Raw genomic sequence first — 19,639 nt, 5'->3', positions numbered from 1 at the left:
ATGTGCCGGTTGTGACTGTAGACAAAGTCCGCCGTTTTTTAACGACAGCAAATCAACAGGCGTCTTTTGTGAAGGCCCCGCTTTTTATCCGGAGCCGATAGGGGGAAGCCGTCCGGATTTCGCTTTCCGCGGACAGTGGGGAGCTTCCTCGGCTGCGCCTGCGGGATCTCCCGATTCACTGTGCATCCCGCAGGAGTCTTCGTCCGGACGGCTTCCCCAAGGCGTTTTAGAAAAGCAGCAAGTGAGAGCGAGACTTTATATACAGTATTTATTGAACAATCGCGAGGGACATGTCTGCGTATTTTTCACCATTGCTGCTGCGAAGAAATAGGGAACTGCCTGCCGCTTTGTCAGATCCCGTCAAAACAGCTCGTATGAAAAGAAGCAAAAGGATATTACGGTAAAAAATTGTTATTTGTCTACAATCTGGAGCCCGCTCAATAGATGAGCGGGCTTTTGCATATTGAAAAACTTAATGAACCGGCATACTGAGAGAAATATCGAGCCGGAAGGATGCCGCAGATTCAATCACACCGCCCGATTTCACTTCAATCGGCGTATGAAAAAGGGGGCCGTCATACACAAACGTATGAAACTCACCGTTTTCGCCCATCGGACAGCAATCTGTTTCCATCACATCTCTGGCAAATGATTCATCCAGTTTTCGGCCGAGAAACGCCTTATCCATTACGCCGCGCCGGACGCGGATAATTAGGGCTTTATAGCCGGTTTTAATAAACCGCTCCAGCATAGCGGCACTTTCGGATTGACGGCCCTTTAGCGGGAACAATGCGTCGATCCCAGCTGCAGCTGCCGTACGCTCTCCCCATTCAAAATGACTGTCCAGATAAATATCGCCATAGGCAATCCCATCAAGCGAAAATTCTTCTTTCAGCTTTTTGAGATCAAGAATAAAATCATCCGTATAATGATCATACCGGCACCGGATAAAGTGAACAGGAATGCCAAGCGATTTGCTTTGCGCTTCAATCAGGTCCATTTTTTCATCGTGTCCGAACGTTTTCCCTGTTTCAATCGGCGCCGTTGTGACAAGACAGACGATATCTATCCCTTGCGCTTTTAACAAATGAAGCGCCATCGTGCAGTCTTTGCCGCCGCTCCATGACAATGCATAACGCTTTTTCATTTCTCAATCGCCTCTCATTAAAAGACTTTAGTCGTCCATGATTCGCCGTTCCAGATGTCCGTTACAACGTCCTGATAAAATTCCGGCTCATGCGAAATAAGGAGGACGCTGCCTTTATATGCTTTAATCGCCCGCTTCAATTCGTCTTTTGCATCCACGTCAAGGTGATTGGTCGGTTCATCAAGTACCAGAATGTTAGATTCCTGGTTAATCAATTTGCAAAGGCGCACTTTCGCTTTTTCACCGCCGCTGAGCACCGCCACTTTACTTTCAATATGTTTTGTAGTCAGTCCACATTTTGCGAGTGCCGCGCGAATTTCATACTGAGTGAATGAAGGAAATTCTGTCCACATTTCTTCGATACATGTATTGCCGGCGTCCGTTTTCATCTCCTGCTGGAAGTACCCGATTAACAAGTTTTCACCGCGTTCTACTTTGCCTGAAACAGGAGGGATTTCACCGAGAAGACTTTTCAGCAGTGTTGTTTTCCCGATGCCGTTTGCACCTGTTAAAGCAATTTTTTGGCCGCGTTCCATGCGCAGATTAAGCGGACGGGAAAGCGGCTCGTCGTATCCGATCACAAGATCGTACGCTTCAAAAATCAATTTGCTTGGTGTGCGGCCTTCTTTAAAGTGAAATTCCGGTTTCGGCCGTTCCGCTGCAAGCTCAATAACGTCCATTTTATCGAGCTTTTTCTGACGCGACATCGCCATATTCCGTGTGGAAACACGCGCTTTATTGCGGGCAACAAAGTCTTTTAAGCCAGCAATTTCCTGCTGCTGCTTTTTATACGCTGCTTCCAGCTGCTGCTTTTTCATCTCGTGTACTTTTAGGAAGTCATCGTATGTTCCGGCATAGCGGTTTAATTCCTGATTCTCCATATGATAAATTAAATTCACAACGCTGTTTAAAAATGGAATATCATGTGAAATCAAGACAAAAGCATTTTCATATTCCTGTAAATAGCGTTTCAGCCATTCGATGTGCTGTTCGTCCAAATAGTTTGTCGGCTCATCCAATAATAAAATATCCGGTTTTTCAAGAAGAAGCTTTGCAAGCAAAACTTTCGTACGCTGTCCGCCGCTCAAATCGTGGACATCACGTTCAAGGCCGATATCATCAAGACCAAGACCCCGCGCCGTTTCTTCAATTTTGCCGTCAATAATGTAAAAATCATTGTTCGTCAATAAATCCTGCATCGTGCCGGTTTCTTCAAGCAGTTTTTCCAATTCTTCCGGCGTGACATCCGCCATTTGACCAAAAAGTTCATTCATTTTTGTTTCAATATCAAATAAATATTGAAACGCTGTCCGCAGCACATCGCGGATCGTCATGCCCTGCTTTAAAACAGCGTGCTGATCAAGGTAGCCGACACGGACATTTCTTGACCATTCCACTTTCCCTTCATCCGGCTGTAATTCACCGGTAATAATGTTCATAAATGTTGATTTTCCTTCTCCGTTTGCGCCGACAAGTCCGATATGTTCACCTTTCAAAAGGCGAAACGATACGTCGTTAAAAATAGCGCGGTCGCCGAAGCCGTGGCTCAGGCGGCTGACTGATAAAATACTCATACGTATAAAAAATCCTCTCGTTCATTTTTAAGATGATTATATCATTTTCACTAAATAATAGGGGGAAAACTGGTGAACAGTTCATGGGCGTTGTAAAATACATATATGAGGAAATTCAGGAGGGATTTTGAAATGGAACAGGAGAGCAATGTGAAAATAGGGGACGCCAGTCTATATTGGAACAGAGAAGAGGGGCTGTTTCAGTTTGAAGGAGCGGATGTCGTTCTATTTTGGACAAAGACGGCCCTTAAAACATTTATCGATACAATTGAAGAAGTAACAGGCATGGATTCGGCCCGCATCGTGATGGAAACAGCCGGTTACCGGACCGGAAAAATTGTCAGCGGTTTTTACAAAGCGGGCGGAAAAAAAGTAGAGGATGTACTTGCTTCATTGCCGGATATATACGCTGCCGCAGGGTGGGGAGCGTTACAATATAAGCAGCTTTGTTTAATTGAAAAGCGTGCTGTGCTTACGATTCGCAATGACTGGGAAAGCAAAGTGGCCCAGGAGCAAGGAAAAGAAGAGCCGGGTACATTTCTTGGCGGCCACTGGGCGGGGCTTCTCAGCGGCTTATTGGAGGAAAAGATTTGGTATAAAGTAACGGACTATAAAGCTGAGGATACAGGCACATATAAGGAAATTGAACTGTATCCCTCTCAGGTGACACCGTCTGAAAATGTGCGTGAACATATTCAATCGCAGGAACAGCAGACCATTACGCAGCTTGAAGCAATGGTGGAAAATCGGACGATGGAGCTGAAAAAAATCATTCGTGAGCTGTCATCACCCGTCATTCCCGTTCTTGACGGCATTCTTGTTACGCCGCTGATGGGACGCTTTGATCAAGAGCGTTCAGACGACTTAATTGAAAAGACGCTCCAGGCGATTGTTGATCATAAAGCGAATATGCTCATTTTAGATGTGACAGGCATTAAAGCGATGAACACGCTCATTTTAAGTACACTGGAAAAAGTGACACAGTCCATTCAATTAATCGGGGCTGTCCCCATTGTCGCTGGCATTTCACCGGAGCTGGGGATGGAAATGGCGTCGAAGGGGATCTATTTAAAGGATTTAAAATGCTTCGCGACGTTAAAACATGCTGTTCATTATGCGATTGCACTGGATGGCATGCATATTACGAAAGCTGGAGACGAATAATTTTAAAAAGTTGGAAAATAGTTGTTAAGGAAGCAGAAAAGAAGGGTATGGAGTAAAAAGTTATTTTTAGCCTTGGGAGGTGAGAGGAAAAAACGGGCAGACTGTTTTTTCCATAATTTGATTGTAGTCAACTTATTGTTGTTTGCGCTGCTTATCGTATTGACCGGCTTTTTTGTGGCGACGGAATTTGCCATCGTAAAAGTACGCATGTCTCGTATAAACCAGCTGATCGAAGAGGGAAATAAACGGGCTGAAGCGGCGAAAAAAGTGGTTACGAACCTGGATGAATATTTATCCGCCTGTCAGCTCGGTATTACTGTGACAGCGCTCGGTCTTGGATGGCTCGGAGAACCGACTGTCGAGAAGATTTTGCATCCACTGTTTGAACGGCTTGAACTTGCTCCGTCGCTTTCAAGCATTCTCTCATTTGCCATCGCCTTTTCATTGGTGACATTCCTGCACGTTGTGGTCGGAGAGCTTGCACCCAAAACGGTTGCCATCCAAAAAGCGGAAGCAGTGACGCTCACGTTTGCGCCATTCATTATTCTTTTCTATAAAATCATGTATCCATTTATTAAAATTTTAAATGGGTCTGCACGGCTTTTGGTAGGCCTGTTTGGTTTGAAGCCAGCGTCCGAGCATGAGATGGCCCACTCGGAAGAAGAACTGCGCATTATTTTGTCGGAAAGCTTGAAAAGCGGTGAAATTAATCAATCGGAATACAAATACGTTGATCGGATTTTTGAATTTGACGAGCGTGTCGCCAAAGAAATTATGGTGCCGCGCACAGATATGATCACGTTGTCGAAAGATTTGACATGGGATGAAATTAAATCGATTATTCAAATTGAAAAATATACACGCTATCCGGTTGACGATGGGGATAAGGATAACATTCTCGGCATGGTCAATATGAAGGAGCTGTTATCCTTTTACTTAGAGAGCGACAGTGACCGGAACCGCCCTCTAGAGGAATTTGTAAAACCGGTTATTCGGGTGATTGAAACGATTCCCATTCATGACTTGTTAATGAAAATGCAGAAAGAGCGTATCCATATGGCCATTTTAATGGATGAATATGGCGGTACCTCAGGTCTTGTCACGGTTGAAGATATATTGGAGGAGATTGTTGGCGACATTCGTGATGAATTTGATACGGATGAAAAGCCGGAAATTGAAAAACTTGGTGAAAAGCATTACTTATTTAATGCCCGTGTCTTAATTTCAGAAGTGAACGATTTACTCGGTACGGGTTTGTCCGATGAAGAAGTAGATACACTCGGCGGCTGGGCATTGACTGAAAATATTGACGTGAAATTGGGTGACTCCATCGTGCAGGACGGATACGAATTCATTATACGAGACGCCGACGGCCATCACATTCACGCCATCGAAGCAAAAAAGGCAAAAGCAAAACGGGAAGAAGGACCCGCTACTGAATAAATAAACAAGGGCTGCGATTAACGCAGCCCTTGTTTATTTAACAGAAAGATCTAAATGACTCCCTGCCTTAAAATAAAGACAAGATGAAAACCCCCGCAGACGAATGAGCGTCTGCGGGGGTTGAGAATATTTAATCAAGTGTTTTAGAGCCGATGTAGCGTTTGCTCCAGTAAGAATTCGATGTTTTATCAATTGTCACGCCTTTTGAAGAGGAAGCGTGAATAAATTGATTGTTACCAAGATAGATGCCGACGTGAGAGGCACCTTTTTTGTATGTAGTGAAGAACATTAAATCGCCGGGTGCCATGTCCGCTTTTGCGACAGCTGTTCCTTTTTTGTACATGTCAGCAGCTGTACGCGGCAAAGTGTAGCCGGTTTTTTTATGTGCGTATTGAATAAATCCTGAGCAGTCAAAGCCGGATGGTGTTGTACCACCGAATTTATATGGAGTGCCGATATGCTTTTTCGCTTCTGTAATCGTTGCATCAGCTGAATAAGCTGCTTCAGTTTGCTGCGCCGGTGCAATGACGCCGAATATCATTAAACAAGAACTAAGAATAACGAACAGCCACTTTTTCAACATAGTCCCTCCGTCAGGCAAGCCGCTTCTAAAACGGTTTGTATTTATTCACTGACGTAAATATATCAGAAAATTCGACTTATTAAGTTACAATTCAATTTTATTCGTATTACAGTTTTGTTACAAAAACTGCCCGGCAGTTTCCGGACGGTCGTTTTTTTACTTTAATGTTTCTAAAATCGCATCGCCATTTTCAGCCATCCTGACAATATCGTGTGTTTTTTTTTCCCATTGAGCGCCTGTGTTTTCAGGAATAAAGAAATGTTCAATACCCAATGTCAGCGTTCCGGCACACGCTTTTCCTTTAAACCAATTTTTATTTTTCATCATCTTTAATGTTCGTAAACACAGTTATCCCCCCTTGAATGTCATTAATCCAAAGGGGGTAATTTTAATTAATCAAATTTTAATCCTTTCAGTGCCTCTGCAAGTGCATTGTTTAAAGGTTCTTCTTGTTTATTTTGCTGTTTTAAGTACTTTTGTACGGTCCGTTTATCAACTTTGCCATTTGATTCTTTTTTACGACGTTCATTGAAAGAAGATAACTTTTCACGATATCCGCACTTGCATGTGAAAATTTGGCCTTCGCCTTCACCGCGAAGTTCTAGTTTTTTCTTACATTGAGGGCAGCGAGCGTTTGTGATACGTGCAACATTTTTGCGATGACCACATTCACGATCTTGACAGACAAGCATTTTTCCTTTTTTGCCGTTCACTTCAAGCATTGGCTTTCCACAGTCTGGACAAGATTTTGTTGAAATATTGTCATGCTTGTATTTTTTGTCGCTCGCTTTAATTTCAGCAACGATTTTCCTAGTATAGTTTTTCATATCCGAAATAAATACTTCTTTTTTCAGTTTGCCATTTGCAATAGCTTCAAGCTTTTGCTCCCATTCAGCAGTTAACGTAGGGGATTTTAATTCTCCCGGTACTAGATCAAGCAGCTGGCGGCCTTTTGACGTAATGTGAATATCTTTACCGCGTTTTTCAATTAAGAAGGAGTTGAATAACTTGTCAATAATGTCAGCGCGAGTTGCCACAGTACCCAAGCCGCCAGTTGATTTTAAAGTGGCTGCAAGCTGTTTATTTTGCGTGTCCATGTACTTTGTAGGGTTTTCCATTGCCGAAAGTAATGTCGCCTCATTAAAGCGTGCAGGGGGCTTTGTTTGGCCTGATGTTTGTACAATTAATTTTATGTCTAATTTATTACCTTGTTCGATGTGAGGCAAAATTTGTTCTTTCAGATCATCTTCTGCATCGTCATCATCAAAGCGATTTTCGTACACTTCTTTCCAGCCGCTTGATAAAATAGTTTTCCCTCTAGCAACAAAATTCTCCTGGCCAATTTTTGCACGAAGCGTTAGTTGCTCGTATTCAAATGCTGGGAATAATACAGCTAAGAACCGTTTAACGACTAAATCATAAATTTTGCGCTCTTTATCCGTAAAAGCTGAAAAATTTACGTAATCTTCTGTTGGAATAATAGCGTGATGATCTGATACTTTACTGTCATCAACAAATGCTTTAGAAGCTTTTATCGGCTTGTTTAAGATCTTATTAGTTAAAGAACGATATTCTCCTGCTCCACAAGCTTTCAGACGCTCTGGAAGCGTTCCTACGATGTCTGAAGAGATATAACGTGAATCTGTACGAGGATACGTTAATACTTTGTGCTGCTCATACAGTTTTTGCATAATATTTAACGTTTCTTTTGCCGAGTAACCAAAAATTTTGTTGGCATCACGTTGTAACTCTGTTAAATCGTAAAGGCCCGGGGAGAATGATTTCTTCGGCTTTTTCTCGATTTCAGTGACAATCGCATCTTTGCGATCCAGCTTTTTAACAATTGAATCTGTTTTTTCTTTATCGAAACTGCGGGAATTGCCTTTAGCATCTTGCCAAGTTAGTTTCAGATTATTTTCTGTTTGCGCTTCAATACCATAATATGTTTGTGGTTTGAAGTTTTTAATTTCATCTTCTCGCTGCGCAATTATCGCCACTGTTGGTGTTTGAACACGACCACAGTTAAGTTGAGCATTGAATCGAGTTGTTAAAGCACGAGTAGCGTTTAAACCGATATACCAGTCAGCTTCTGAACGAGCAACTGCTGATTGATAAAGGTTGTCGTAGTTTTTACCCGGTTTTAAGTTTGCAAATCCATCTTTAATCGCTTTGTCAGTGACAGATGAGATCCAAAGGCGTTTGATTGGCTTTTTCACCTTTGCTTTCTCTATAATCCAACGGGCTACTAATTCGCCTTCCCGCCCAGCGTCGGTAGCCACTACGATTTCATTTATATCTGAACGGGTAAGCAAACTTTTCACAGCATTAAACTGCTTGCTCGATTGTTTAATGACTGTTAGTTTTAGATGCTCTGGCAGCATTGGTAAATCTTCTAAGTTCCACGTTTTATATTTCACATCATAGCTTTCGGGATCAGCTAACGTTACAAGATGTCCTAAAGCCCATGTAACGACGTATTTATCTCCTTCAAGGGATCCATTTCCTTTTTTGTTACAATTCAATACACGCGCAATATCGCGTGCTACAGAAGGCTTTTCAGCTAGCACTAAGCTCTTTGCCATACATAACACCCTTTCTAATATCCATAAACTTAAATATAGCACAGGTCACAAGGATATTCAGTTGCTAAGAGTTAAAGAGTAGTTCTGTGAGGTGGGGTTCGAGAATTTACTTATAAATAAATGGATTTTATCGAGATGGGTTTTTACTTGTTTGAAGCCACGTAAAAAAGCACCTCATAAGGTGCTGCCTAAAAAATGATTAAGCTTTTTGACGTTTACGGAATAAAACGATCAGTGCCGGTAAAATGGTTAGAGCACAAATGAGTGACAGTAATGTATCGATAACTGTTGTAATACCGAAATCACGTAAAATCGGGAAGCTTACAAAGATTAATGTTGAAAAGCCGACTACTACGGTTAAACCAGAAGCTGTAATGGCCTGTCCAACTTTAGAAAGTGATACTTTGATTGCTTCTTTCGCCTCTAAACCTTTCGCTTCTTCTTCACGGAAGCGTTCCATAATTAAGATCGTAAACTCTGTTCCAATACCAAGAACTAAGCAGCTAAGTGCCGTTGTTAAAGGGTTAAAGGACATGTCTAACAGTTTTAAAGCAAGTGGAGAGAATCCAAGGACTAATACAATAGGAACAAGCGGATAAACGGCATGTTTTACACGACGATAGACTAAGAACAGACCGATGAAAATAATGGCAAGTCCAACGACAATCATTAATTTGCTGTTAGCACCAATATTATCAATACCAAATAACATCATAACCTGTGCACCTGCAGGACTTACATCAATTCCTTTATCTGCATCAATTTGGTCTGTGATTTCATTCATTAAGTCCAGTTGATCTGCTGAGGAAAGCTCAGGATTTACTTGGAACTGAATCGTTGCATACTGGTGGTTTTCACTAATGACTGTTTGCATGATTGAAGCAGGTAAGTTTTCGATATCTGCTTTTAATACTGCTTCATCAGCCGGTACTGAACCATTTAACTGAACTAATAAAGAAGAAAGAGTGGTTGTTCCTTCAATATCTTCGTATTTTTCATCCATTTTTTCACTAAAATCCTGCATCCATTTTATAACGGCTGGATCTGTTACATCCTCAGCTTCTACTAAATACGTAATGAACGTTGTAGAACCAGCTACTTCTTGCAAGTAATTTGTGTTTTCAAGAGATTCCATATCCTGAGGAATCATTTTCATTAAGTTTGTTTCAGTTGGAATCGTGTGTTCAACTGAGAATCCAATGGCAGATAAGATGATGGCTGCAGATAAAATGGGTAATGCAAACTTACCAACAACTTCAGCATATCCGCCTAAGAAACGAGTTAACCATGTATCTTCATTTGCCTTGATTTTTACTGCTTTTTTACGCTGGTCAAGTAAGTTAAAGGCAGAGAACATTAACACAAGCTCAACAACGTAGCAAAATATAACGCCGATGGCCAGCGTCAGACCAAATTGCTGCATCATTGGTGCTTTTGATAAGAACATTGTTAAGAAGCTGAGTGCCATAATAAATACAGCAATCCCGACACCAGGACCAATATGTCGTACCGCATTTTTGGTTGCGAGTGCAGCGTTATACTTGCTATTTCTAAACTCTTCTTCATAACGGTTGTGGAATTGAACACCAAAGTCTGTTCCAAGTCCAATAATAATTGGCAGTGTAGCCATTGTTGCCAGTGTAATCGGTATACCTGCCCAGCCCATAAAACCGAATGTCCAGACAAGGCCAATAAGTACAAAGCCAAGTGAAATAATGCGCCGGCGTACAGGGAAGACGAGGAATAGTACAACAATCATTAATACGACAGCAAGCGATAACATGATCGCCATTGTAGTCATCACTTCACCTTGCACGTCACCTTGTACAACAGGAACACCACCAGCTTGGATTGTAATACTATCGGCAAAATGGCTATCTTCAATTAATTCATTTAGTTCTTCATTAATACGTACATATGTCGCCATCTCCGTATCATTTGATGTATTTAACATGATGAGTACGTGCTCGCCGTTTGCAGGAATTAACTGCTCAAGTTGAGCTGGGACATTGCCGTTATCTGAGAAGACAATTTGCTGCAATGTTTCCGTGCTCATGTCTTCTACTGCTGGCAGAGCTTGCAGCACTTGTTTTTGCAGCGCATCTGTTTGTTCTGCTGTTAAGATGCTCTCTGTGTACTCTGTGATTGCATTATTTTGTTCTTCTGTTAAAAGCTCTTGCATAATAGCAGCTTGGTCGTCAGCTGTTGCCGTTGCACCAAGTTCAGCCATTTTTGTTCCGAATTGCTGCAACTGCTCATTTGTTAGCTGCTCTTGCGTGAAGGTTTGGATTTGTTGCAGCTGCACATCCGTTAAACTGTCTGTCATAGACTGTTCAATGGCTGTCATTGCTTCATCGTTAATTTCATTCATTAAAGCTTCTTCTAACGCTTTGTTATCATCGCCACCCATTGACATAGAGGGATTTTCACTTGATAACATTTCATTCATCAAGCCAACAAAGTTTGTTGTCCCTGTAATGTCTTTGATTTTGACAGCTTCTTCCGTAAAACGGATAATTTCTTTTGCTGTTTCTTGGGAGATGAGTTCATCCTGATCCCCGCCGAGTAACAGGTAAATACCATCTCCGCCAAAGTTTTCTTGATACGTTGCAGTATCTTTGAAAACATCTGATTCGCTGCTTACGAATACATCATTGCCCATTTTCATTTCAAGTTTCGTGACACCAAAGCCTAAAATGAGGGTCATGATTACTATTGCAATAATATTAAGTTTTGAATTTTTCACGATAAAATCGCCAATTTTTGTAAAAATTTTGTTCATTCTCTATGCTGCCTCCTTTTCGCAAAACTTAATATAGCAAGGAAAAGGAGGGGAGAAAACAATCAAAATCATTCGCTTGTTTCAAAATGAGACAGATATTCCAAAGTGTTCTATTAAGAAAGCAATTCGTTCAAAATTTCGACTAATTTTTCTTTTGAATAATCATAGTTTTTGTTAATCCATTGTTTTAACACTTCAATTAGGCCGCTGCTGTAAAAATCACATAGGATTTTGGGGTAAGGCGATTGATGAATTTTTCTTGAAAGGGCATCGTCCATCGTTTGGGCATTTTCAAATAAAATCTGACTGCTCATTTTTATGAGTTCATTATAAAGATCGGCGTTTTCATTATTAACCGTGACGTTCAAAAAGAGAGCACGATTTTCATCGACATATTCAATCAGCTCCTCAAATAAGGTGCGATTCGTCTGACGGCTCAGTGCACGTTCATAAAGTGTATGGCCGATGATGGAAATGACTTGATTAAACAGGTCATACTTATCATCATAGTATCGATAAAACGTACTCCGATGAATCATCGATTTATCACAAATATCATTCACTGTAATCGCAGAAAATGGTTTCTCAGCAAGCAAATCCAATAAAGCTTTCATAATAAATTGTGTCGTACGCTGTTTTGTATGATTGCTCATTTCATCCATTCCTGCCTAAATTTCAAGCCATTTGAAATAAACGGCATCATTTTTTGAATATAGTCTTCTTGTGACATATCATTGGTCTGCAAATAATGCATCGCAGCTCCGTATAATGCCCAGCTCATCATAATGGCTCCGACACGCAGTTCTTCCACTGCATGTTCTGACCACTGCTTTATCAGCCATTCTGTAAAAATATTCTGCAATTCTTGTTTTAAAATCGTTTCAATTGTTGGCATAAACGCTTCATAACTACGTCGGCACTGATTCGCGATTGCGGATTGGAACTGAATAAGCGATTTGAAAATCGACTGAACTGTTTCTTCATTTAACATTTCATGCATACTCACTTCACTGATGACTTTACACATGACGTCTTCGCTTAGCACTTTTTTAAGTAAATCGTATTTATCCTCGAAATGATAATAAAACGTAGCACGATTGACGGTTGCAGCTTGTGTAATATCTTTAATCGTGATTTCTTTAAATTCCTTTTTTGTAGATAAATCAATAAACGCATCCATAATGAGTTTTCTTGTTCGAATAACACGTGGATCGATTGTTTTTTCCATGACAGCCTCCTATTTTTTTAACACTTTTTGCGATATGTCGGATAAACGATATTTCGAATTTTTTGTTGGTTGTGCTTATTTTCTTTGCATTGTACATTAACTATACAATAAGTGTCGGATAAACAAGGATTGTTGGAGGGAATAAAAAATGAAATTAACTATTTTTGGTGCGAATGGCGCTATCGGTCAACATCTCGTTACGTTAGCATTGACGGCCGGACACGATGTAACGGCTTATGTACGAAGACAAAACACATTAAGAATGTCACATGAGAATTTAAACATTATTGTTGGCTCATTAACTAATGTAAATCAATTAAAAAAAGCTATCCAAGAGAGTGATGTTGTCATGAGTGCATTAGGACCTGCATTGTCGATGAAGCGACAGGTAACGGGTTTACCGATTGCAGAAGCACATAAAGCCATAATGACAGCGATGGAGCAAACGGGACGTAAGCGTTTCATTACACTCGCAACACCAACAATTGGTGCAAAAGAAGATGTGAAACAGCTCGTTACAACGCTGCCGAGTAAGATGGCCAAAGTGTTATATCCAACCGGCTACGCTGAAATGAAAGCCATTGAGGAGCTGATTAAAAAATCGTCGCTTGATTGGACCGTTGTACGCATTATTAACCCAAATGTGAAAACAGATGGACAAGGGTATGCAATTACACTTGGTGATGCAAAAGGAAAAATGGGTGTTTCACGTTTAAATGCCGCAAAATGTATGTTAGATGCTGCAAGTAAAGACGAATGGATTGTTAAAATGCCGATTGTATTTAATAAATAGGAGGAATGAAAATGGATATACTGATTTGGATTTTACAAGGATTGGGTTTTAGCCGTGCTTATGCCGCCGTATGAATATGAACAGCCAGCTGCCGAAGCGGAAAAGAGCAGACAAATGTTTTTTTAAGACCGTTAATGCGGCTGCCGGAAACAGCTTGCCCGCTGCCCGAGCTGTCATGAAAAATGGAAATGCGCGGAAAAGGAGAGGGCCGTTTGTTTGCAAGTGCGGACATCGTGAAAAGCTGTCCGCGTTTGAAAAGCGGAAGCAGAAGAGCGGAAAAGACGCCGCCAATAAACGGGATGTAAATCAATATTTGAAAAAACAAAATAACGATGAACCGATTAATACGACGCTTGCCGATGCGTTGAAAATTTAAAATTGTAAGAGGAAAAGCCGTTTCTTTCAAGTAAAGAAGCGGTTTTTTCATTATCGTAAAATAATAAAACGGAATGGTTGTATTTTCATAGAAAAAATGCCTATAATAATTAATTGAAAATTCAAATCAGGGGGGTACAGAAAATGCCGATTAATATACCGCATCAAATGCCGGCACGTGAAGTTCTGGAGAAAGAGAATATTTTCGTTATGGACGCGGATCGTGCCCGGATGCAGGATATCCGCCCGCTCAATATTCTTATTTTGAACTTAATGCCGGAAAAAGAAAAAACGGAAGCGCATTTATTGCGCCTGCTCGGTAACACGCCGCTGCAAGTGAATGTTTCGTTTTTATATACAGCGACATATGAGTCTAAAAATGTAAGCAAATCCCATCTTGAGCAATTTTATATAACGCTTGAAGAAGCGAAAAGCCGCCGTTACGATGGGCTGATCATCACCGGCGCGCCGATTGAACTGATGGAGTTTGAAGACGTCAATTATTGGGCGGAATTGCAGGAGATCATGAACTGGGCAAAAACACACGTGACCTCAACACTGCATATTTGCTGGGGAGCACAGGCGGCCCTTTATCATCACTACGGCATCGGCAAATTTGAACTGCCTAAAAAATGTTCAGGTGTGTTTAAGCACACAATTACCGATCCGACAGTGAAGCTGCTGCGCGGCTTTGATGATGAATTTTTCTCACCTGTATCACGGTACACGGACGTGAGCCAGGAAGCAATTGAAGCTCACGATGACTTGATCCTGCTCGCATCGTCACCGGATGCAGGTCCGCTTCTCATGATGTCAAAAGATGCACGGAACATTATGATCACAGGCCATCTTGAATACGACGCGACAACGCTTGCAGAAGAATATGAGCGCGACATTGCAAAAGGAGTGGAGATCGACATGCCGGAAAACTATTTTCCTCATGACGACCCGTCTAAAAGCCCGCCAAACAAATGGCGGTCACACGCTCATCTTCTCTACTCCAACTGGCTGAACTATTACGTCTACCAGGAGACTCCTTACGAGTGGAAATGAAAGAGTAAGGCAAAAAAACCTGTCCATAGCTGATGGACGGGTTTTTTTGATGAATAAAGATCGGCGTTGTACAGAAATCAGTAGGAGTTGACTTGATGTATCTCTGAGACGGCTCCTTCCCTCGTCATCATCAGTTTATTCGTCATTAATAAAATTGTTCGAGCCGATCTTCAAATACCGGGATGCGTTTTCGGATCTCGTCAATGGCGTCAAAGTCAATCTCTCCAACAAGCAATTCTTCCTCTTCGCCGGCTTCAGCCAAAATTTCTCCCCACGGACCGATGATCATCGAGTGACCGGCAAATTTGTTGGCCGGATCGGAGCCGGACCGGTTGCACGCGATCACATAAGCCTGGTTTTCAATTGCGCGCGCAGTCAGTAACGTCCGCCAGTGATCGACACGGGCGAGGGGCCACTCTGCCGGCACAAACAGGACGCGCGCTCCGTTCAATACTTGCTTGCGGAACCATTCCGGGAACCGGATGTCATAACAAATAAAGCCGGCCATTTTCTCCCCGTTCAGTTCAAATAATCCATCTGCGTCACCGGCAGCTAAAAATTTTTCCTCGTTCATTAGGCGGAACAGATGCACTTTACTGTACTCGTGCACAACGTCACCTTGTTTATTCACAATAATCATCGTGTTTTTCACACCGCTGCCAGTATCGTTGGCGACCGAGCCCCCGATAATATGCATACCGTATTTTTTCGCTGCATAGGACAAAAATGCTTTTGCCTGAGCCGCGTCTGCATCAGCTATTTCGTCTAATCGGGTTAAATCGTAGCCGGTTGTCCACAGTTCAGGCAATACGGCCAGTTCAATGCCTGCTTCATGTGCTTCTTTCAAGAGAGACTCGGCGCGTCCATAGTTCGACTTCGGATCGCCAAACGCGATGTCCATCTGTAAACATGCTATTTTCATTTTTTATCCTCCGATTCTTTTTCAAAAATTGTATCATGGTTGACACAGAAAATGAAACGTGCCATAATCCTTTTTAACGATAAACGGACAATTTCATACATCTTATCAAGAGCAGGTGGAGGGACAAGCCCGATGATACCCGGCAACCGACCTAATTCAGGCACGGTGCTAATTCTTGCAGTTTCGGCTGAGAGATAAGAGGATAAAAGACACGAATCCCTCTTCCATATTCTCAGGAAGAGGGATTTTTAATTTTAAAAGGAGGGCTCGCCATGGCAGTCGCAGAATCACAACAGGAAAAAGAATTGAAAATTACATCAGGCAATTTATACAACACCATTCAACCACAGCCAGGAGAGCGGATCATGGTCATCGGCGGCTCTGCCACGTTAACTGCGCGGTGCTCTGATGCCGGTGCGCATGTCCTGCCGGCAGTCACATTTATTCAGGTGAAAGAAAAAAATTTTGATACGGCAGCAGCGCCGCTTTCCATTCATCAATATGCAGAAGGGGCGCAGTGGACGGCAAAAGCCTACAGTGCGTTGAAAACTGGAGGACGGTTCATCGTTGACTTTGCGGAATCCAGTTCCCTCCCATCCGCATCGGATTATCCATATGCTGAAACATTGACCGGCTATTGGGAACGGCTAAAATCAGCAGGATTTTCAATCATTTTATTTCAACAATTAACCGCAGAGACAGCGCAGGAGGCTGTATTAAATGGCTGGACTGAACTGGTATCGTCAAAATTTCCCGTAACGGTTAACCGGTTTATTGCCGTGAAATAACCATTTTCAAACACGTGGCGCCGTATTATGATAAAAGCAACAATGATCGAAAGGTGGCATCACGTGAACATTTTTTACCGAAAAACAAGTTACGATAAAGATCAATTTTTCACCCAATATACAGTTCTCACCAAAAATGAAACGCATCACGCGCTGCTTGAAAGCGGACGAGGCGGCCGTTACAGCTTTGCCGGCATCCATCCATCTGCGATTGCGGTTTCAACACCGGACGGGCTTCTTTTGCAGGAAAAAGGACAAGAGCTGCTTCTCAAAGGGAACCCGCTTCATCAGCTTGTCCAGCTTTTGAATGAGCGAAAGATGCCGCAACAGGACGATCTGCCGGACTTTCAGGGCGGCGCAATCGGCTGGATCAGCTACGATTACGTCCGGTTCATTGAACTTCTTCCTGAAACGGCGAAAAAAGATATTGACCTTCCCGATGTGCAGTTTTTATTGTTTGATGAATGGGCGGCGTTTGATCATGCAACAAACGAATTGTATGTGATGAAAATCGGAGAAAATGAAGATGGACTCGATGAATTTTTTGAGAAGTGGCTTCATTTGGCAGAGCAGGAAGCTTGGCCATCAGGTTCAGTCAGCAATAAGACGGACGTTTCGTTTCCGGAAGAGCAGTTTAAAACGGCTGTTGAACGGGTGCGTGAATACATCGCGGCAGGAGACGTATTTCAAGTGAATTTATCGGTGCGCCGCTCAAAAGTGCTTGACGTGCCGCCGATCGCTGTTTATGCGAAGCTTCGTGAATTGAATCCGTCACCGTATATGGCCTACATTCAAACGCCTGATTTTCAAATTGTCTCCGGCTCACCGGAATTGCTTGTGAAAAAAGACGGCAAAGAATTATCGACACGCCCGATCGCGGGTACGCGCTCACGCGGAAAAGATGATGCGGAAGACGAACGCTTGGCGTCGGAACTCATTCATAATGAGAAAGAGCGTGCCGAACATGTCATGCTCGTGGATTTGGAAAGAAACGATCTCGGGCGCGTTTCGCGTTACGGTTCTGTTGAAGTAAACGAATTTATGGTGATTGAAAAATACTCGCATGTGATGCATATCGTCTCAAACGTGCGCGGCGAGCTCGCGGATGGCAAAACGAACGCCGATGTGATTGATGCGGTATTCCCAGGCGGCACGATTACTGGTGCGCCAAAGGTGAGAACGATGGAAATCATTGAAGAGCTTGAACCGGTGCGGCGCGGTATTTATACCGGTTCAATCGGCTGGATCGGCTACAACGGAGATATGGAGCTGAACATTGTCATCCGGACGATGCTTGCGGCAAATGGCTATGGTTACGTGCAGGCAGGAGCCGGTATTGTGATCGATTCAAAGCCGGAATATGAATATAAAGAGTCGCTCAAAAAAGCAGCGGCCACGTTAAAAGCGATGGAACTGGCGGAGGAACAACGATGATTTTCATGATCGATAACTATGATTCATTCACATATAACCTCGTGCAATATCTCGGTGAACTTGGGCATGAGCTTGTTGTGCGCCGAAACGATGAGGTGACGGTCGATGAGATTGCGGCCATGGAACCGGGTTTTGTGATGATTTCACCCGGTCCGTGTACACCGGATGAAGCAGGAATCAGCTTAGAAGCTGTCACTGCCTTTGCCGGGAAAATTCCGTTATTTGGTGTATGTCTCGGCCAGCAGTCGATTGCACAGGCGTTTGGCGGCGATGTGATCCGTGCTGAACGGCTGATGCACGGCAAAACGTCACCGGTTTTTCATGACGGAAAAACCATTTTTAAAGAGGTTCCGAACCCATTCCGGGCGACGCGCTACCATTCTCTTATTGTTAAAAAAGAAACACTGCCGGACTGTTTTGAAGTGTCAGCATGGACGGAAGAAGGAGAAATTATGGCGATTCGTCACAAAGAACTCGCGATAGAATCTGTCCAGTTTCATCCGGAATCCATCATGACCGAATGTGGAAAAGAAATGCTGCAAAACTTTATTTCCACTTATGGAGGCAAGCCATGTACACATACGTAAACGGCGCCGTCATCCGCAATGAAGAGGTCTGCATTTCCCCATTTGATCATGGATTTTTATACGGAATCGGTGTGTTTGAAACATTCCGTACGTATGACGGTAAGCCATTTTTGCTCGATGAACATGTAAGCCGTTTGAATAACAGTCTTCGTGAACTGAACATTGCGTTTGAATTGACACGCGAAGAAGCGGAGCGGATCATCGCTCTTTTACAAGAAGCAAATGGATGGGAAAATGCGTACATTCGTCTGAATGTATCGGCAGGAGAAGGAGAAATCGGCCTGCAGACAAAGCCCTATACAAAACCGAACATCATTGCGTTTCAAAAAGGGCTGGGTCCGGCCGGGCCACTTACGACAAAACGAGGGATATGGCTTCATACACGGCGCAACAGTCCGGAAGGGAGCACCCGCTTAAAATCACATCATTATTTAAACAATGTGTTTGGCAAACGTGAAACGGGCGATGATGTTGGAATGGAAGGATTGTTTTTGACAGAATCGGGATATGTAGCAGAAGGAGTCGTGTCCAACATTTTTTGGACGAAAAACAACACGCTGTATACGCCGGCGCTGGAAACGGGCATTTTAGATGGTGTGACACGCCAGTTTGTGATGAAACTTGTTCGCACATTAAGTATGGACGTCGAAGAAGGATTGTATGTGCCGGAAGAAGTGGAATCGGCGGACGAAGTATTTGTCACGAACTCCATACAAGAAATCGTGCCGCTGTCCGCACTTGGCAACACGCCGCTGCCAGGCACAGCGGGAGCGGCAGTGAATGAGTTATTTATCAAGTACCGGGAGGCTGTTCGTCTATGACGAGCAGCACTTTTTCTTTTGCGAGTGCTTCATGATATTTTTCGGCATCTGCTTCACTTAACCCAAAGTCCATTAAGGTATCTTTCACTGGCTTTTCGCGGGAAAACATCGATTTTACTTTTTCTTTTATCGATGGACCTGTTGTTTCAACGCTTGCTTCCGTCCGGTTTTGAATGGTTAAATATACATCCGCATCTTTTGTCAGCGCGGTCATAAGCTTTGGATCGTAACCCGCTGCTTTCAAATCTTCTATTTTTCGAATGACATCAATCTCACTCTCAAATAAACCAATGACAAATTTCATTTAATTTCCCCCTGCAAAACTCGTTTTTTGTTCTTTTCCCTTGTCTGCGATTTTGAAAA

Annotated in this window: 19 protein-coding genes, 1 pseudogene and 1 riboswitch; of the genes and pseudogenes, 10 read left to right on the top strand and 10 right to left on the bottom strand. The window is 42.7% G+C overall.

The window, feature by feature from the left end; genetic code table 11:
- The coding region (locus BTO30_RS17455) for a hypothetical protein (protein WP_211272815.1) at positions 1-331 on the top strand (331 nt) is incomplete at its 5' end.
- A gap of 141 nt (positions 332-472) precedes the next feature.
- On the opposite strand, the gene BTO30_RS03685 is transcribed toward BTO30_RS17455, so the two are convergent.
- Complete coding sequence (locus tag BTO30_RS03685) at positions 473-1,147, bottom strand: Dph6-related ATP pyrophosphatase (protein ID WP_075397366.1); 675 nt, start codon at positions 1,145-1,147, stop codon at positions 473-475.
- Positions 1,148-1,164: 17 nt separating this feature from the next.
- Positions 1,165-2,721, bottom strand: coding sequence for an ABC-F family ATP-binding cassette domain-containing protein (locus BTO30_RS03680; RefSeq protein WP_075397365.1), 1,557 nt, complete (start codon positions 2,719-2,721; stop codon positions 1,165-1,167).
- A gap of 132 nt (positions 2,722-2,853) precedes the next feature.
- Here BTO30_RS03680 and BTO30_RS03675 point away from each other — a divergent pair, with 132 nt between their 5' ends.
- Positions 2,854-3,885 carry an STAS domain-containing protein gene (locus BTO30_RS03675; RefSeq protein WP_075397364.1) on the top strand — a complete coding sequence of 344 codons (1,032 nt, stop codon included), beginning with the start codon at positions 2,854-2,856 and terminating at the stop codon, positions 3,883-3,885.
- A 117-nt stretch (positions 3,886-4,002) separates the two neighbouring features.
- Positions 4,003-5,328, top strand: a complete 1,326-nt coding sequence (locus BTO30_RS03670) for a hemolysin family protein (protein ID WP_075397371.1) — start codon at positions 4,003-4,005, stop codon at positions 5,326-5,328.
- Between the two features lie 130 nt (positions 5,329-5,458).
- On the opposite strand, the gene BTO30_RS03665 is transcribed toward BTO30_RS03670, so the two are convergent.
- The 6 genes from BTO30_RS03665 to BTO30_RS03640 form a co-directional block, all read right to left on the bottom strand.
- Entirely contained in the window at positions 5,459-5,908 is a 450-nt protein-coding gene (locus BTO30_RS03665) for a C40 family peptidase (RefSeq protein ID WP_075397363.1), read from the bottom strand.
- A gap of 159 nt (positions 5,909-6,067) precedes the next feature.
- Entirely contained in the window at positions 6,068-6,238 is a 171-nt protein-coding gene (locus BTO30_RS16980) for a GDYXXLXY domain-containing protein (protein ID WP_143331901.1), read from the bottom strand.
- A gap of 65 nt (positions 6,239-6,303) precedes the next feature.
- A complete protein-coding gene (locus BTO30_RS03655) occupies positions 6,304-8,493 on the bottom strand; it encodes a DNA topoisomerase III (RefSeq protein ID WP_075397362.1) in 2,190 nt (729 codons plus the stop codon).
- Positions 8,494-8,692: 199 nt separating this feature from the next.
- Positions 8,693-11,275, bottom strand: coding sequence for an efflux RND transporter permease subunit (locus BTO30_RS03650; protein WP_075397361.1), 2,583 nt, complete (start codon positions 11,273-11,275; stop codon positions 8,693-8,695).
- A gap of 113 nt (positions 11,276-11,388) precedes the next feature.
- Entirely contained in the window at positions 11,389-11,928 is a 540-nt protein-coding gene (locus BTO30_RS03645; protein WP_075397360.1) for a TetR/AcrR family transcriptional regulator, read from the bottom strand.
- Entirely contained in the window at positions 11,925-12,503 is a 579-nt protein-coding gene (locus BTO30_RS03640) for a TetR/AcrR family transcriptional regulator (RefSeq protein WP_075397359.1), read from the bottom strand. Before BTO30_RS03640 ends, BTO30_RS03645 begins: the two co-directional genes overlap by 4 nt.
- 148 nt (positions 12,504-12,651) lie before the next feature.
- On the opposite strand from BTO30_RS03640, the gene BTO30_RS03635 reads away from it, so the two are divergent.
- From BTO30_RS03635 to metA, 3 genes and pseudogenes are all read left to right on the top strand, one after another.
- On the top strand, positions 12,652-13,296 hold the full coding sequence (locus tag BTO30_RS03635; protein ID WP_075397358.1) for an NAD(P)H-binding protein: 645 nt from the start codon (positions 12,652-12,654) through the stop codon (positions 13,294-13,296).
- A 135-nt stretch (positions 13,297-13,431) separates the two neighbouring features.
- Positions 13,432-13,672 (top strand): annotated as a pseudogene (locus BTO30_RS17585) (DNA topoisomerase III); the annotation flags it as partial.
- A gap of 143 nt (positions 13,673-13,815) precedes the next feature.
- Entirely contained in the window at positions 13,816-14,724 is a 909-nt protein-coding gene (metA, locus tag BTO30_RS03625) for a homoserine O-acetyltransferase MetA (RefSeq protein ID WP_075397356.1), read from the top strand.
- A 145-nt stretch (positions 14,725-14,869) separates the two neighbouring features.
- Here the strand turns inward: metA and BTO30_RS03620 are convergent, their stop codons facing one another.
- Positions 14,870-15,646: a carbon-nitrogen family hydrolase gene (locus BTO30_RS03620; RefSeq protein ID WP_075397355.1), complete on the bottom strand. Its 777-nt coding sequence runs from the start codon at positions 15,644-15,646 to the stop codon at positions 14,870-14,872.
- A gap of 99 nt (positions 15,647-15,745) precedes the next feature.
- Positions 15,746-15,847: riboswitch (SAM riboswitch) on the top strand.
- A 71-nt stretch (positions 15,848-15,918) separates the two neighbouring features.
- Here BTO30_RS03620 and BTO30_RS03615 point away from each other — a divergent pair.
- From BTO30_RS03615 to pabC, 4 genes are all read left to right on the top strand, one after another.
- Complete coding sequence (locus tag BTO30_RS03615) at positions 15,919-16,434, top strand: class I SAM-dependent methyltransferase (protein WP_075397354.1); 516 nt, start codon at positions 15,919-15,921, stop codon at positions 16,432-16,434.
- Between the two features lie 63 nt (positions 16,435-16,497).
- Positions 16,498-17,868: an aminodeoxychorismate synthase, component I gene (gene pabB, locus BTO30_RS03610; protein WP_425429441.1), complete on the top strand. Its 1,371-nt coding sequence runs from the start codon at positions 16,498-16,500 to the stop codon at positions 17,866-17,868.
- Positions 17,865-18,455, top strand: coding sequence for an aminodeoxychorismate/anthranilate synthase component II (gene pabA, locus BTO30_RS03605; RefSeq protein ID WP_075397353.1), 591 nt, complete (start codon positions 17,865-17,867; stop codon positions 18,453-18,455). Before pabB ends, pabA begins: the two co-directional genes overlap by 4 nt.
- Entirely contained in the window at positions 18,440-19,276 is an 837-nt protein-coding gene (gene pabC, locus BTO30_RS03600; RefSeq protein ID WP_075397352.1) for an aminodeoxychorismate lyase, read from the top strand. The genes pabA and pabC overlap by 16 nt, the downstream gene beginning before the upstream one ends.
- Here pabC and BTO30_RS03595 read toward each other — a convergent pair.
- Positions 19,248-19,580 (bottom strand): YflT domain-containing protein, encoded by a 333-nt coding sequence (locus tag BTO30_RS03595; protein WP_075397351.1) that lies wholly within the window; start codon positions 19,578-19,580, stop codon positions 19,248-19,250. The genes pabC and BTO30_RS03595 overlap by 29 nt on opposite strands.
- Positions 19,581-19,639: the final 59 nt, after the last annotated feature.

Source organism: Domibacillus antri (genome assembly GCF_001936625.1).
Lineage (GTDB): Bacteria > Bacillota > Bacilli > Bacillales > Domibacillaceae > Domibacillus > Domibacillus antri.
Note: the sequence above shows the minus strand (reverse complement) of the source record. Positions and strands in the feature narration are given on the sequence as shown.